Genomic DNA, 15,624 nt, shown 5'->3' on the forward strand with positions numbered 1-15,624 from the left:
TAATAAAGCTCATCTTATCTTTTTAATACTGAATAAACGGTTAATTTTCGCAGAATTGCGTATGTTTTTATCCCAGTCACTTCATTAAAATAAGCTTTTTTTAAAACAGCTGGATATACCAATGAGCGACAAAATTTTAGATCTAATCCAAGAAGAAGGCATTGAATTCGTTGATTTACGGTTCTGTGATACAGGCGGAAAAGAGCACCATGTGACTTTACCTGTTTCTCAAGTGAACGAAGAAATGTTTGAAGATGGCAAAATGTTTGACGGTTCATCTATTGCTGGCTGGAAAGGCATCAATGAATCTGACATGGTTTTGATGCCAGATGAAACGACGGCATTTGTCGATCCGTTCACACAATACCCAACTTTGGTGATTCGTTGTGACATCCTTGAGCCAAACACCATGCAAGGTTATGAGCGTGACCCACGCTCTATCGCTAAACGTGCTGAAGCTTACCTACAACAGTCTGGTATGGCTGATGAAGCATTTTTCGGCCCAGAACCTGAGTTTTTTGTATTCGACGGTGTCAGCTGGAGTAATGACGCCAACAAAACAGGTTATGAAATTTATTCACAAGAAGGTGCTTGGGAATCAGGCTCTGATGCCAAAGAAAACCCAGGTCACAGACCTCGTGTAAAAGGCGGCTATTTTCCAGTTCCACCTGTTGATACTTTGAATGACTTGCGTTCTGCCATGTGTAAAGTGATGGAAGGCATGGGCATAGAAATTGAAGTGCATCACCACGAAGTGGGCACAGCGGGTCAATGTGAAATTGGCGCGCGTTTCAATACTTTGGTTAAAAAAGCCGATGAAGTTTTGATGATGAAATACGCGGTTCATAATGTGGCTCATGATTATGGCTACACAGCAACCTTTATGCCTAAGCCTGTTGTCGGTGACAATGGTTCAGGTATGCACGTTCACCAATCATTGACTAAAGATGGTAACAACTTGTTCATGGGTGATGGTTATGGCGGTTTGTCTCAAACGGCTTTGTGGTACATCGGCGGTATTTTCAAACACGCCCGTGCTTTGAATGCTTTTGCCAATTCATCTACCAACTCATACAAACGTTTGGTTCCAGGTTTCGAAGCACCTGTGATGTTGGCTTACTCTGCCAAGAATCGCTCAGCGTCAATACGTATTCCATTTGTTAACAACCCGAAAGCGAGACGCATTGAGGTTCGTTTTGGTGACCCAATGGGCAACCCATACTTGATGTTCGCCTCTATGATGATGGCCGGTCTTGACGGCATCAAGAATCAAATTGATCCAGGTTCAGCCATGGATAAAGATTTATATGACTTACCTGCAGAAGAAGCCAAAGCCATTCCTACTGTATGTCATTCATTAGACCAAGCTCTGGAAGCTTTGGACAATGACCGTGAATTTTTGAAAGCCGGTGGTGTATTTACTGATGATGTGATCGATGGTTTCATTGCTTTGAAAATGGAAGAAGTGAACCGCATCCGCATGGCAACGCATCCTGCTGAATTTGACATGTACTATTCACTGTAATTCTGTTAACAATGTTTAAATCAAAAGCCACGTCAACATGCCGTGGCTTTTTTTGGTTTATAATTTACTGTCTCAGAAACTATTATTAACACAAAAACAGGAATTAAACATGGGTATGATGAGTGAATTTAAAAAGTTTGCCGTAAAGGGCAATGTGATGGATATGGCTGTTGGTATCATTATCGGTGCCGCTTTCGGCAAAATTGTTGCTGCCTTTGTCAGTGGCGTCATGATGCCACCTTTGGGATTGTTATTGGGTGGCGTTGATTTTTCAGACTTGGCTATAGTGCTCAAAGAAGCCACAGAAAATTCTGAAGCTGTAACTCTTAAATGGGGCGCATTCATTCAAACTGCCATCGACTTCCTGATTGTAGCCTTTGCTGTTTTTATGATGGTTAAAGCGATGAATAACATGAAAGCCAAAGAGGAAGAAAAACCTGCCGAACCACCCAAACCAAGTAACGAAGAAGTGCTGTTGACTGAAATTCGCGACCTGTTGAAAGCAAAACAATAAGTAAACCGGCAATAAATAACTAATTTCCAATTGGGCGCTTGTCTCTCAAGCGCCTAACCCCATATAGGCAACATATCAATACACCAAATAAATCAATGAAAGACTCATATGCTTTGTTACTGAAACAATTGGAAGCCTTGATTTCCTTTGAAAAAGACCCAATGGCCAACGCAGCCAACTTGTCCGCTTTTTTGTACCACAATTTAGAACAAGTAAACTGGCTGGGCTTCTATTTTCAACAGGGTGATGAATTGGTGTTGGGTCCGTTTCATGGCCAACCTGCCTGTACCCGCCTACCCATAGGCACTGGCGTTTGTGGCACCGCTTTTTCACAAAAAGAGACACTGGTAATAGATGACGTCCACGCCTTTGAAGGTCACATTGCCTGTGACAGCGCCAGCGAATCAGAAGTGGTTGTGCCATTCTTTACTGATAATTTGAACGGTGTTTTGGACATAGACAGTCCTGTTTTGGCGAGGTTTACAGCAGATGAAAAAGCTTTGTTTGAACAAGCCACTGCCATCTATGTGAACACCTTAAGCTGATTTTTCTGCTCAAATCATTTTCATGACCATAGGCCCATGCAATTTAGAACTAAATTGCGCTATGATAATTGAGTTCTATTTGCCTCATAAGTATCATGTCAAAATCAAAAGAAACCACAGAGACTGAAAATAACAACCAGCGATCAGAAGTTATTCGTGACACCTTGGTCCTTCAATTAAAGTTAATTGTTGATGGCTTTCGTGATTTGGCTTTGATGCCAGTTTGCTTGGTTGCCAGCTTGATTGGTTTAATCAAACACAAAAAAGACCCAGGCCGCTATCTTTATCGGGTCCTCAGCTATGGTCGCCTTTCTGAAAAATGGATTGGCTTGTTTGATGAAGCTCAGAAAGACACCATGGCACCCTTGGAATACGAAGAAAAAAAATTTGATGATTTATTGCACAAGACCCAGTCCGCCTTTGAATCTAAATACGTCGATCCTAAGAAAAAAGAACAATTGGTAGAAAAGCTCAATGCGGCTCTGAATGACATCAACGGCAAACTCTCACCGGCCCAACAAGCGGCAAAAGAAAACGAACAAACACAACCTTAATCAAGCATTCAACAAGTCATCCAAACGGTTCAAATCCATAGGTTTTGTGAACACGTCTTTTATCTTGTGTTCGTGACACAAGGCCAGCAATTCATCTGACACATCTGCCGTTAAAATGGCACAAGGTACATCTGGAAGCATCGATCGTGCTTGATTGATGAATGCAATACCATTAACGTCAGGCAAATGATAATCCACCAACATCAAGTCACAAATTAACCCACCTTGCAAAGCTGCTAAGGCATCCTTGGCATGGTCAAACATGTGTACTTTATGGCCTGCCTTTAGTAACAAATGACGCATCAATTCTTGGTTAATGGCATTATCCTCTAGCACCAAAATGTCCTTCTTGTGACCACTTACATACTTGTCATTCAACGCCGCTTTTTTAGCTTGCTGGCTTGAATCATTTAAAAACAATGATTTTAACTGTGATGTTTTAAGCGGAAATACAAAAATAGTGACTTCTTCTCTCAAAGGCACTAACACCAATGAACTGGGTTTAACTATGATGACTTGATGCCCAGAGCTGACCAGTAATTCTACCTCTTCACTGATCTTTTGGGTTGCTGATTCAGTAGTTAAAACCACCATGATTGTGCTCTGATAGTCAGTTGGGATTTCTGATAAATCACTGTATTTTACAGTCAACCCCGTCAGTTGACATTGGGCCGCAACCGCATTGCCTACTGCTGTATTATCAGCAACCAAAATAACGCATGGGGTAATGTTTTTTTGCAGAGGCGTGATCGATTCACCTGCGGGTATGTCCAAAATACATTGAAATGTACTGCCTTGGTCCAATTTGCTGGCCACAGTCACAGTGCCGCCCATCAATTCACACAATTGCTTCACTATACTCAAGCCCAAACCAGTACCGCCATGGGTGCGTGTTATGGAAGAATCGGCTTGTGTGAAGGGCTCAAACAAAAACTTTTGATGTGCTTCAGCAATGCCTGTGCCGGTATCATCCACAGAAAAAGTAACTGAGTCTTGTACCTGACGAACAGTCAAAACAACATGCCCCTTCGCGGTGAATTTAAATGCATTGCTGAGTAAATTCATCAAAACCTGTTTGACACGCAGGGCATCACCGATTCTGCTAGGGGCCATACCTGATTGATAATCTAAATAAAACATCAATCCTTTCTGCTTGGCCGTGGCACTGAACAAGCCCAAAACTTCATCCAACAGTTCAATTAAGTCAAAAGTTTGACGTTCTATCGATAAGCGGCCAGCTTCTATTTTTGAAAAATCCAAAATGTCATTAATGATTTTCAACAGGTGCTGCCCAGACTCTGCCACCGCCTCTGAATAACTGCGTTGATCTTGTGACAACCCTGATGCCAACAACAATTGATTCATGCCCAAAATACCGTGCATTGGCGTTCGTACTTCATGCGATACCTGCGCCAAGAATTCACTTTTGGCTTGACTGGCAGCCTGTGCTTTTTCAGCCAGTGAGTTCACCTCTGAATACAAACGGGCATTCTCTAAAGCCAAAGATGATTGTGTCGCACAGGCTTTGGCTTTGACTAAATCATTGCGACTGAATGGTGCATTGTTGGCCAACTGAATAAAACCAAATCGTTTATCAGAGTGGTTAAACCACACCGTTAAAAAATAAGTTTTGCCATTGTCATGAAAGCTGTGTGTTTCATTGTTCTGCTGCATCCTTTGCGCGAATACTTTTAAGCTCAATTGCTTTTCGAGTGGTATTTTTTCACTGAATGCCGACCACTGACCCTCTTCATTCCAAAAAGCCACCAACACACTTTCCACTTTCACTTGGTTTGATATGACTTTTTTGATTTTTTCTAGTAAAGCCTCTGTTTCGAGCGCACCGACCAATGAACTGGTTAAATCTAATTGGGTTTCTGCAAACTGTTGGCGGCTAAATGCCTCAGCCAAAGTTTGTCGGTAAAGCCACCTTTTTCGCAAAAAAGTCTTCATCAGCCACACCAAAACAATCAATATAAGTCCATAGGCAATCCATGCATTTTGACTATACCACCAGGGTGGTTTAACAACAAAGTTCACAGTGATGGGTTCAGACCAGAGACTCTGTTCACTTTTCCCTCTCATGGCCAGTTGATATTCACCTGGTGTCAAATCATGTAATGACAACACATGGGCATTACCCAAAGTTTGCCACGGCCCTTGTGCTGTCAGTCGGTATTCAAAACGGTGGCTGTTGGGCTGGTTATAAGATGCCAAAGCATATTGAAATTGAATCAAACCATATTGGTAATCCAGCTTAAAATTTTGTGTCTGTTTAATCGCGATATCATTCAATAGAATGGATTCGATATTAAGTACAACTGACTGAGGTTTGGTGGCAAACAAATCATCAGAAATATGTACCACACCTTTACTGCTGACCAACCAATGGCTGCCATCAGGTCGATGATATACAGCAATCACTCGCGGACTGGGCAAACCTGTATCGGTATCAAATAAACGCCAATGCCCTTTTTTTGGGTCATACACTACCAAACCATTTTCACTGATCAGCCACAACCGCCCCAATGGATCTTGACTCATCTGTTTAATCACGAAGTGACTCAAGTCTTTTGGCCAATCAAATGGTAAGCTGTGTAATGTATTACCTTGCCAATTCATCAGTTTCAGAACACCGTTTACAACCAGCCACAACTTTTTTTCAGCCACAGCAATGTTGTTGATGAATTGAGGCGTTTCATACAATGAATGCCACTTTTTAGAAGCGGTATCATAAAGCCAAAGCTGGTGATCATGTGCCAACAACATGTGATCCTTTGAAAGCCACTGCATATCGACCAAATCTGCAGCTTTTATCGGCAATGCGATTTGAATTGAAGGCGTTCGCCTGTCTATTCGCCATAGCTGGTCTAGGCCATGGGCATGTACCCATAAGTCATTGCCATCACCCATCAACATTTTATTAACAGTGAATGCCTTGTCACTAGCCTCACTCTGCAATGCAACATTTTGAACGCTTTTATCTACCGCCTGCCAATACAAACCTGAAATGCCGCCAATCCACAAACCTTGCTCTTCGGCTAATATCACATTCGGCTTTAACTGACTTGCTTCACTGTTTTCTTGCCACACACGGTAATCAAAACTTGGCTTACCCTTGCTGTTTTCAATCACCTCAATCTTAGGTGAAAACTCATGGCTTAAGTATAACGTGTCACTTCCTGCTTGAGCATGCACAGCTGCGGCCTTGAAGCTTTCTCCCTCTTGTGTCAACGCCAAAATGTTTTGGTGTCGCCATTGATTCCCAACAACAAAAACACCATGTTCCATGGTCAACACCCATAAATTATTTTCATGGTCTTCAAACACCTTATTCACATATATGTTTTTTATGTGCTTTTGTGTTGTTGTCATCAAGGTGACTGAATGTAACTCTTTATCTTCAAATCGCAACAAACCCTCCAGTGTTGCCAACCAGAGTATGCCCCTTCTGTCGTGGTAACTGCTCCTTACTGAAACATGCTTTCCAAAATGATTGGTGATTTGCTTTTCTGACACTGCACTCGAAAATACCCCTTTTTCTTCATCAAATTGAAAAACGCCAGCATACCCAGAAAGCCAAACCTGGTTATTGGCATCGATTGTGACATCATACAATCCATTGGCGCCTGCCCTGGCGTCATCCACCACTTGAAACCAACGTTGGTTGTTATTATTCAAGTCCCAATGCAATGCTTTTCCATCTAGGGTGATTGCCCAAAGTTGGTTTTCAGCACTGACCTCAGCATCAAAAAACATCAAAGACTCAAGCCAAGAGGTATTTTCATCGGTGTAATGAGTGAATTGTTCACTGTCCATTTCCTTTACCGATATACCGCCATTGAATTGGAAAACATATAAACGATCATCTGAGTCGCTTGTGATGGCAAAGATATCTGAATTTAACAGCTGTGCTGGCGCCTTATTTTTTCCACTCACTTTGTGTTTGAATTGTTTTTGCTTTGACAGATATTGTGACAGTCCCATCTCCTCTATCAAAAACCACATGTCTTGGCCCACCAGCGCTATAGATGAAATACTGTTGCCTAAAATGCTGTTTTCATTTCCCGGTTGATTTCTATAAACCTCAAATGCTTCACCATTAAACCGGGTCAGTCCATTGGATGTGCTGATCCAAATTTGTTGATGCGCATCTTGTACAATATCTAAAGCAGCCTGATCAGGCAAACCCTGTAAAACCCCGTAATGACGTGCAGACAAATGGTTCTCAATGGCCAGACTTTTCGCTGCAAAACACAGAGAAATTAAACACCATAAAATCCGTATTAACATAAAGAAACCATGTGTTGAATGGCTGATATGTCAATGGGTTTTGTGAACACGTCATCAATTCGATGTTGATGACACAAGGTCAAAAGTTGGTCTGACACATCTGCTGTCAATATCGCACAGGGTACAGTCGGTAACAACAACCGTGCTTGATTGATAAATTCAATACCACTGACATCAGGCAAATGATAATCAACCAACATCAAATCACAGTCCAAGCCCTCATTCAATACCGCCAAAGCATCTAAAGCATGATCAAACATGTGTACAGTATGTCCTGCCTGCTGTAACAAATGACGCATCAACTCTTGATTGATCGCATTGTCTTCTAAGACCAAAATACTTTTGGGTTCAGTTTCGACTTGATCAGCCACATGTGAAACAGCAGGATCCTTGTGTTCCCAGAGTTGACTCAACTCAGCACACTTAACCGGAAAGTTCAGGATATTGATGTTTTGGTGATTTAAATAGAAAGGCACGTTTGCCGCTTTGATGACAGTGAGCTGTTTGCCGTTTTGGCATAATACTTCAATTGAATTAAGTAACTCATCATCAACTGGTTCAGTTAACAACATCACCACCTGCTCTGTTTTATCAGTTTGCGCCTGAACATCTGAAAATGGAAAAATTTTGATTTTTCCTCCGATTAACTCACATTGTGCAACCAATGCAGCAGCCAAAGCTGAGTTGTCGGAAAGCAATGTCACTTGATTTATGTTTTTGTTGTCTTCGGCTGTTCGTATTGTTTCACCTGGAGGAAAAGGTAAATAGCAACTGAATGTACTTCCTGCACCCAACTCACTATTAATTGATACATACCCACCCATCAGTTCACACAATTGTTTCACTATGCTCAACCCCAATCCAGTTCCACCATGGGTTCTTGTAATCGTCGTGTCTGCCTGTATGAATGGCTCAAACAACTTATCCAGTTGATCAGCAGCAATACCAGGTCCAGTATCAGAAACTGAGAAAACCACATATTGATTGTCTTGATTAACCTGTAATTTAACACACCCCTCTTGGGTAAATTTAAATGCATTACTCAGTAAGTTCATCACCACTTGCTTCAAACGCACTGAATCTCCCATTCTAGACGCGCACAATTCTGGATCAACATCTAAATAAAACAACAACCCTTTGTGTTTAGCCATGGCACGGAACAAACCCAAAAGTTCATCAATCAATAAGGTCAAGTCAAATGCCCTGTACTCTAATGACAACTGCCCTGCTTCAATTTTTGAAAAATCTAAAATGTCATTGATTATATGTAACAAATGCTGGCCAGACTCTGCTACAGCTTCAGTATATGCTCGCTGAGTTGCTGTCAACTCACTGTCCATCAGCAATTGGTTCATACCCAAAATGCCATTCATTGGCGTCCGCACTTCATGTGAAACCTGAGCCAAAAAATTACTTTTGGCTTGGCTTGCCGCCTGAGATTGTTCTGCCAAACTATTCACTTCAGAAAATAACCGCGCGTTTTCCAGTGCCATGGCCAATTGAGAAGCAAAGGCCTGAGCCAAAAGCACTTGATTGTCCTTGAAAGGTGTTGCTTTAATGATTTGAATCAATCCCAAGCGATTTTCTGACAAGTGAAATCCAGCCAAAAGTTCATGCCCTTTAGGGTGTGTTCTTAACACCGTTTCATCACCATCCTTAAACATCGCAAAAGCTTGTGAACCCAAATCTAACTTGTCTTTTTTACTGATTGCGACATGGCTGAACACTTCATATTGGGTTTCACTGTTCCAATAGGCCACTTCAACATCAGCTTGGGGAATCTTTTCACTCACCCAGCTTTTAATCTTTTCAAGCAAGGCATCCATTTCTAATGCACCAATAACAGAACTGCTTAATGACAATTGAGCTTGAGCAAATGCCTGCTTTTCCTTGGCCGCTGCCAGGCTTGATTGGTATTGCCAACGCTTCCTCAACAACCAAACCAACATCAGCAATAACAAGGCTGCAATCACCGCATATAACAAATACGCCGACTGGGTTTGCCAAGGTGCTTTGTTCACCACAAATGGGACAACAATACTTTTTGACCAATCGCTGTTCTGGCTCTTTCCTCGCAACTGTAACTGATAACTGCCTGCGGGTAACTGATAAAAAGTCAATTGTTGCCCTGTGGCTTTCTGCCATGACTCGCTGTTGTGTAAACGGTATTCAAATTCATGACTTTCGGGGTCAATGAATGACATCAGCTGATAATCCAATGACAAGGCACCATACTGGTGAGGCAATTCAAATACAGAGGAAACAAATTCATCATTCAATTGAATGTGATTGATACGTAATTCGGGAGTGACAGCAACAGGACTTTCAGGGTTGTATTGCACTTGAACCAACCCTGCTTTAGTAACCACCATATTCTTTCCGTCATGCATCACAATCACATCTACAATCAAATTGCTCGGCAACCCATCTTTGACAGTTAAATGTTGAATGCCATCTTCACTTTTGATAATCAAGCCGTTATCAGAGCTCAGCCACAACCGGCCCTGACCATCTTCAATCATCTTTTTAGCAAATAACTGTGAATAATCACCACCCAAAACATTGTCTTGATTCAGTATCAGTTGCTGGTCTTGGTATTGATATGATTTGACTCTACCGTTACTTAAAACCAAGACCAACTCGCCATCAGAAGACTCTATAACATCACTGATGCCTGTTTGAACAGTTAATAAGGTTCGACTGTTTGCACCTGTTGCATTAATCGCCTGCAAGCCGACATCACCAAACAACCAGTAATCACCTGACGCCATTTTTTTGATACCATGTAGTACTTTATTGATCGAATGGGTTGAAACCACCGGACTCACTTGTTGATTTGACTGGTCAATTTGATAAAACCGTGTGTCACCATAAACAGCCACCCACAACTTACCGTTTATTTCAAACAACCCAGTGATGGCACTTGCTTCTTCTGGTAATGGGAATGATTCAAATTGATCCTTTGCTTGGTTCAAGAAATACAAGCCATCGGCTGTGGCCAGCCACAACCTAAACTGAGAATCCAGATAACTGGCGTTGATTTGTTGAGGCAATTGCTGAGCCGCACCATAACTTCTTACGTGATTGATCTGGCCTCGCTGATAACGACCCAGCCACATTTCTTGCCTTTTATCGTTCAATGCAAAAATCAAATCTTCACTGCGTCCATGATCGACCAATACAGCTGCCAAGTTATTACCGTTTTGCGCTGCATCATTGAATGGCAAATGTATCGTCATCTGTTGCCACTGGTTGGCTATTTTAAAAACACCTTGTTCATCTGTGGCCACCCACAACTGATGTTCTTTGTCTTCGAAAACACTGCGCACATGAATGTCTTGAGGTATGGCCTGGCCTCGTTCTAAAAAGGCCATCCGAGTTAATTGTTTTTCTTCTAACAGCATCAACCCTTTGCGCGTAGATAGCCACACCCTGCCCATACTGTCTGCCAATACATGACGCACTGGCTCTGCCGCTCCCATGACCAATTTGATGTGTTCTTGAAATACCACCAAATCAAATTTTTCAGTATCAGGACTCCAATGATGCAATCCGTTATAAGCTGCTGCATACACACTGCCATCTTGGCTTATAGACAACCCATACACCCTACCTGTCTGTGGTTGATTTTCGTCAAAACTGATGTCATGAACAATGGCTGTTTTCGCATCGGGATCAATGACCAAAATAAGGCCATCCAAAGTGGCCACCCAAATGTTTCCATCGGCATCACGTTTGGCATCAAAAAAACGAACAGATGGCAACCAATCAACATTTTCTTGTGTGTAATGGGTAAATGATTTTTGATCTTGATTCCAAACAGACACACCTTGTTCAAACTGAAACACCCAAACATCCCCATCTGTGTCTGTTTCAATTGCAAACACAATGTTATTCATTAACGCTTGAGGTGTTTGACTTTCATCTACTGGGAATAAGGTAAAATCTGATGTTTGATAATCGTAATAAGATAAGCCAACATTATTCAAAGCCAACCACAAACCCTGCTTGGCTTCTTTGAACAATGAAATCTGGTTGTTTGCTAGGGCATTAGCTAACTGGTCACTTTGCTGATACAGATTAAATTTTCGTCCATCAAACCGACTCAATCCATTGTGACTGGCCAACCATAAAAAACCAGTTTCATCCTGTCCAATTTGTGTCACTTTATTTCCAGCCAAGCCACTGTAGATATCCAAGCGCTTAACATTGACATACCGACTGTGATCAGTCTGGGCTAATGTTGCACCATAAAAGAGCAACAAACAAACCAGTAAAGTGACTTTTTTCATAACCATTCTCAAGACAATCTTCTTTATCCTAAACCATTTTTGGCACTTTTTCAGAACATAATCGCTTCAATAATTCATGTTATAATTCGGCCATGACCAAAAAACTAGAATCCGCAGGCAAACAACTGTATAACTTGTGGCAAAAGTTACAAAATAAACCCGCAGGTAATTGGCTGTTTAACCGCATCATTGCATGGAAAATTCCTTACTCTGGCAGCATCAAGGCACAGGTCGTTGAACTGTCGCCTGGACGCTGTAAAACGCTGTTGAAGTTCCGTAAAGCCAATACCAATCACTTGAACTCAGTACATGCATTGGCACTGTCAAACCTGGGCGAATTAACCAGTGGTTTGGCGATGTTATGCGGACTGCCCTGCAGCATTCGCGGCATTGTGACCCAAATCAACACAGAATATGTTAAAAAAGCCCGTGGACACTTATCTGCCATTGCCACTGTGACTTTACCCGAAGTGACCGAGGCTAAAACTGAGTATTGGATACAGGCAGACATTTACGATCAGCAACAGGACCTTGTCACCACAGTGAAAGTACGCTGGTTACTTTCACCGATTGAAAAATAAAACACCATGAATAAACTCAAATCATTTGCAAAAGGCCAATGGCACCAAGCCACAGACGGTTTTAAAAACTGCCACAACGCCATCAATGGCGACATAGTCGCCCAAATTTCCAGTGCCGGATTAGATTTTTCTGGCATGTTAGATTACGGTCGAACGGTCGGCCAAAAATCACTTCAAGCTATGACGTTCCATGAACGTGCTTTGATGCTAAAAGAACTCGCTTTGTACTTACTCAGCCGCAAAAAAGAATTTTATGCGCTGTCTCGAGCCACTGGTGCCACCAAAGTCGATTCTTGGATAGACATCGAAGGCGGCATAGGTACCTTGTTTGTTTATTCTGGTAAAGGCCGGCGTGAATTGCCAGACCACCACATCATGATTGATGGCCCGCCTGAGCACATTTCACCCAATGGCACCTTCTTGGGACAGCACATTTGTACCTCGCTTCAGGGTGTAGCCGTTCACATCAATGCATTTAACTTTCCTTGTTGGGGCATGTTAGAAAAACTGGCCCCGACTTTATTAGCAGGTGTACCGGCCATCGTCAAACCCGCATCAGACACGGCTTATTTGACTGAATTGATGTTCCAAGCCATGGTTGACTCAGGTGTGTTACCTGAAGGTTCTGTACAATTGATTTGTGGCTCAACTGGCAATTTATTAGATGAATTAACTTGCCAAGATGTGGTTGCTTTCACAGGCTCTGCCACCACTGGCCAATACTTAAAATCCAAGCCCAACATCACGGCCAATGCGGTTCGCTTCACCATGGAAGCCGATTCATTGAACTGTTCAATTTTAACGCCTGATGCGACGCCAGACACACCAGAATTTGATCTTTACGTCAAAGAAGTGGTCAAAGAAATGACCGTCAAAACAGGTCAAAAATGTACCGCAATCCGCCGTGCCATTGTGCCGGCCAACTTGATGGATCCTGTGGCTGAAGCCATCAGCGCCAGACTGGCAAAAATTTCAATCGGCGATCCTGCAAATGAAGCGGTTCGCATGGGGCCATTGGCCAGCAAGGCGCAACAACAAGAAGTGCGTGAACGCGTGACTGAATTGGCAGAAACCTGTGACATTTTGTATGGCAATCCTGAACAAGTCGAAGCCATAGATGGTAATGATGCTGACGGCTCGTTTATTTCACCTGTACTGTTAAGGAACAACTCGCCTTTTGGTGACTGTTTGGCACATGATGTAGAAGCTTTTGGCCCCGTATCGACATTGATGCCTTATGACACTTTAGAACAAGCAGCTGCATTGGCCAATCGCGGCCAGGGTTCACTGGTCGGCTCGGTTTTTGGACACGATGATGACAACGTATCAGACATTGTTAACCGCGCCGCTTGTTTTCACGGTCGCATGGTTTTGATTAACCGCGATTGCGCCAAAGAATCTTCGGGTCACGGATCACCCTTGCCTCACTTGGTTCACGGTGGCCCAGGTCGTGCCGGTGGTGGAGAAGAAATGGGCGGTATCCGTGGTGTTAAACATTATATGCAGCGCACCGCTTTACAAGGTTCACCGACCACTTTGATGCGCATCACTGAAAAATACATGCCCAAAGCGAAAACCACAGCAACAGAAAAGCATCCATTCCAATTGCATTATGAAGAATTGAAAGTGGGTCAAGCTTTGACCACGGCTTCTCGCACCATCACATTAGAAGACATCGAAGATTTTGCCAACTTATCTGGCGATCGATTTTATGCCCACATGGACCAAGATGCAGCGGCTCGAAATCCGTTCTTTGACGGTCGAGTCGCACATGGTTATTTCATTGTTTCAATGGCTGCCGGTTTGTTTGTTGCACCCGAAGAAGGCCCTGTTTTGGCCAATTACGGTTTGGATGATTTGCGTTTTACCGAACCTGTATATCCAGGTGATGAAATCACCATTCAATTGACCTGCAAACAAAAATCATACCGCCGAGGCAAAGGCTATGGCGAAGTGCGTTGGGACTTACAAGCCACCAACCAAGATGACGAAGTCGTGGCGGCCTATGACATTTTAACCATGGTGGCATCGAACACCGAACCCTTTTCAGAGGACTGAATCATGTTTGGATGGATTTGTAAGTGGTGGCTGCGCCTGTTTGGCTGGAAAGTAGACAACCAACTGCCAGATTTTAAAAAATACGTTTTGATTGCGGCACCACACACCAGCAACTGGGATTTCATTGTCGGTATCATGGCCCGCTATGCAGCCAGAACCAAAATGAGTTTTTTGGGCAAAGGTTCATTATTTAAACCACCGTTTGGTTGGCTTTTTCGGGCTTTGGGTGGCATTCCTGTTTACCGCAAGCAAAAATTAAATATGGTTGATCAAATGGTCAAAGTGTTCAATGAACGCCAAGAGTTGATCTTGGCCATGTCACCCGAAGGTACCCGTTCAAAATTAGACCATTGGAAGTCAGGTTTTTACCACATTGCCAACAAAGCCAAAGTGCCCATCGTGATGGCCACTTTAGATTTTAAGAATAAAACCGTCACCATGGGCAGCAAATATTTGACACCCACGGGTAATATTCATGAAGACATGAAGATAATTCGCGCTTTTTATGAAAAGGTACAGGGAAAAAACCCTGCCAATCAAGGGCCGATTCAAATCAAACAATAAAAAGACTTAAATAAATACTGTATTGTTGTAAACTATGTCTTCGAATATTTACAAAAACAACGCCTTGGAGTTTACCAATGAACAAAACAATGAAATTATTGATGGTACTGTTTATCGCTTTTGGTATCAGTGCTTGTAGTAACAAGAAAGAAACTACACAACCTGTAGATACAGACACAGAAACTACACCAGTTGTAGACACGACCCCAGTAAACAATGGTCCTATCTGTTGTAACCCAGCTGATTTGGAAAATGGTGAAAGTTTGTTATCAAAACGTGTCATCTACTTTGATTACGATCAAGCGACGATCAACTCAGAATACCGTGAGTTAATCGCCTTACACGCCCGTTACTTGAGTGAAAACCCAGGTGCTCGCATGACTTTAGAAGGCCATGCTGACGAACGAGGTTCTCGTGAATATAACTTGGCTTTGGGTGAAAAACGTGGTCAAGCAGTGGCTAACTTGATGCAAGCACAAGGTGCAGGCAGCAACCAAATCAATGTGGTCAGTTACGGCGAAGAACGTCCAGAAGCCACATGTAGCAACGACTCTTGTTGGTCTCAAAACAGACGTGCTGTCGTGGTTTATACTGCTGTACAGTAAACTTTAAGCACAATCGTTTGTCCAAAACCCGACCCCACAGTCGGGTTTTTTGCTTTTAATAATCGACCCCTTTAATAACCGAACACAGGTGAA

The 15,624-nt window shown here is 42.6% G+C and carries 10 protein-coding genes; 8 read left to right on the plus strand and 2 right to left on the minus strand.

Translation table 11 applies throughout. The features are described from left to right. Window positions 1–121: 121 nt before the first annotated feature. The 4 genes from glnA to FET73_RS04830 all read left to right on the plus strand — a co-directional run bounded on the left by glnA (window position 122) and on the right by FET73_RS04830 (window position 3,138). The gene (gene glnA, locus FET73_RS04815; protein WP_154222768.1) at window positions 122–1,525 is read left to right on the plus strand and encodes a type I glutamate--ammonia ligase; all 1,404 of its coding nucleotides are present in this window, start codon (window positions 122–124) and stop codon (window positions 1,523–1,525) included. Between the two features lie 118 nt (window positions 1,526–1,643). Further along, window positions 1,644–2,039: a large-conductance mechanosensitive channel protein MscL gene (mscL, locus tag FET73_RS04820; protein WP_343032271.1), complete on the plus strand. Its 396-nt coding sequence runs from the start codon at window positions 1,644–1,646 to the stop codon at window positions 2,037–2,039. A 95-nt stretch (window positions 2,040–2,134) separates the two neighbouring features. Further along, entirely contained in the window at window positions 2,135–2,584 is a 450-nt protein-coding gene (locus tag FET73_RS04825; protein WP_154222770.1) for a GAF domain-containing protein, read from the plus strand. Window positions 2,585–2,679: 95 nt separating this feature from the next. Beyond that, window positions 2,680–3,138 carry a hypothetical protein gene (locus FET73_RS04830; protein ID WP_154222771.1) on the plus strand — a complete coding sequence of 153 codons (459 nt, stop codon included), beginning with the start codon at window positions 2,680–2,682 and terminating at the stop codon, window positions 3,136–3,138. Here FET73_RS04830 and FET73_RS04835 read toward each other — a convergent pair whose 3' ends face one another. After that, complete coding sequence (locus tag FET73_RS04835; protein ID WP_218944260.1) at window positions 3,139–7,359, minus strand: ATP-binding protein; 4,221 nt, start codon at window positions 7,357–7,359, stop codon at window positions 3,139–3,141. Between the two features lie 65 nt (window positions 7,360–7,424). Next, window positions 7,425–11,723, minus strand: a complete 4,299-nt coding sequence (locus tag FET73_RS04840) for an ATP-binding protein (RefSeq protein ID WP_179952109.1) — start codon at window positions 11,721–11,723, stop codon at window positions 7,425–7,427. A 92-nt stretch (window positions 11,724–11,815) separates the two neighbouring features. Here FET73_RS04840 and FET73_RS04845 point away from each other — a divergent pair, with 92 nt between their 5' ends. The 4 genes from FET73_RS04845 to pal all read left to right on the plus strand — a co-directional run bounded on the left by FET73_RS04845 (window position 11,816) and on the right by pal (window position 15,531). Further along, on the plus strand, window positions 11,816–12,304 hold the full coding sequence (locus tag FET73_RS04845; RefSeq protein ID WP_154222774.1) for a DUF4442 domain-containing protein: 489 nt from the start codon (window positions 11,816–11,818) through the stop codon (window positions 12,302–12,304). 6 nt (window positions 12,305–12,310) lie between these two features. Continuing rightward, entirely contained in the window at window positions 12,311–14,362 is a 2,052-nt protein-coding gene (gene paaZ / locus FET73_RS04850; protein ID WP_154222775.1) for a phenylacetic acid degradation bifunctional protein PaaZ, read from the plus strand. 3 nt (window positions 14,363–14,365) lie between these two features. Further along, window positions 14,366–14,926, plus strand: coding sequence for a lysophospholipid acyltransferase family protein (locus FET73_RS04855; protein WP_154222776.1), 561 nt, complete (start codon window positions 14,366–14,368; stop codon window positions 14,924–14,926). Window positions 14,927–15,003: 77 nt separating this feature from the next. Further along, window positions 15,004–15,531 carry a peptidoglycan-associated lipoprotein Pal gene (gene pal, locus FET73_RS04860; RefSeq protein ID WP_154222777.1) on the plus strand — a complete coding sequence of 176 codons (528 nt, stop codon included), beginning with the start codon at window positions 15,004–15,006 and terminating at the stop codon, window positions 15,529–15,531. Window positions 15,532–15,624: the final 93 nt, after the last annotated feature.

Origin of the sequence: Marinicella rhabdoformis, assembly GCF_009671245.1 — a bacterium.
Classification (GTDB): Bacteria; Pseudomonadota; Gammaproteobacteria; order Xanthomonadales; family Marinicellaceae; genus Marinicella; species Marinicella rhabdoformis.

Coding starts and splice junctions, on each gene's coding strand:
- FET73_RS04855 (WP_154222776.1), top strand. CDS start 14,366: ATGTTTGGATGGATTTGTAAGTGGTGGCTGCGCCTGTTTGGCTGGAAA.
- FET73_RS04840 (WP_179952109.1), bottom strand. CDS start 11,723: ATGAAAAAAGTCACTTTACTGGTTTGTTTGTTGCTCTTTTATGGTGCA.
- FET73_RS04845 (WP_154222774.1), top strand. CDS start 11,816: ATGACCAAAAAACTAGAATCCGCAGGCAAACAACTGTATAACTTGTGG.
- mscL (WP_343032271.1), top strand. CDS start 1,644: ATGAGTGAATTTAAAAAGTTTGCCGTAAAGGGCAATGTGATGGATATG.
- FET73_RS04825 (WP_154222770.1), top strand. CDS start 2,135: ATGAAAGACTCATATGCTTTGTTACTGAAACAATTGGAAGCCTTGATT.
- paaZ (WP_154222775.1), top strand. CDS start 12,311: ATGAATAAACTCAAATCATTTGCAAAAGGCCAATGGCACCAAGCCACA.
- glnA (WP_154222768.1), top strand. CDS start 122: ATGAGCGACAAAATTTTAGATCTAATCCAAGAAGAAGGCATTGAATTC.
- FET73_RS04830 (WP_154222771.1), top strand. CDS start 2,680: ATGTCAAAATCAAAAGAAACCACAGAGACTGAAAATAACAACCAGCGA.
- pal (WP_154222777.1), top strand. CDS start 15,004: ATGAACAAAACAATGAAATTATTGATGGTACTGTTTATCGCTTTTGGT.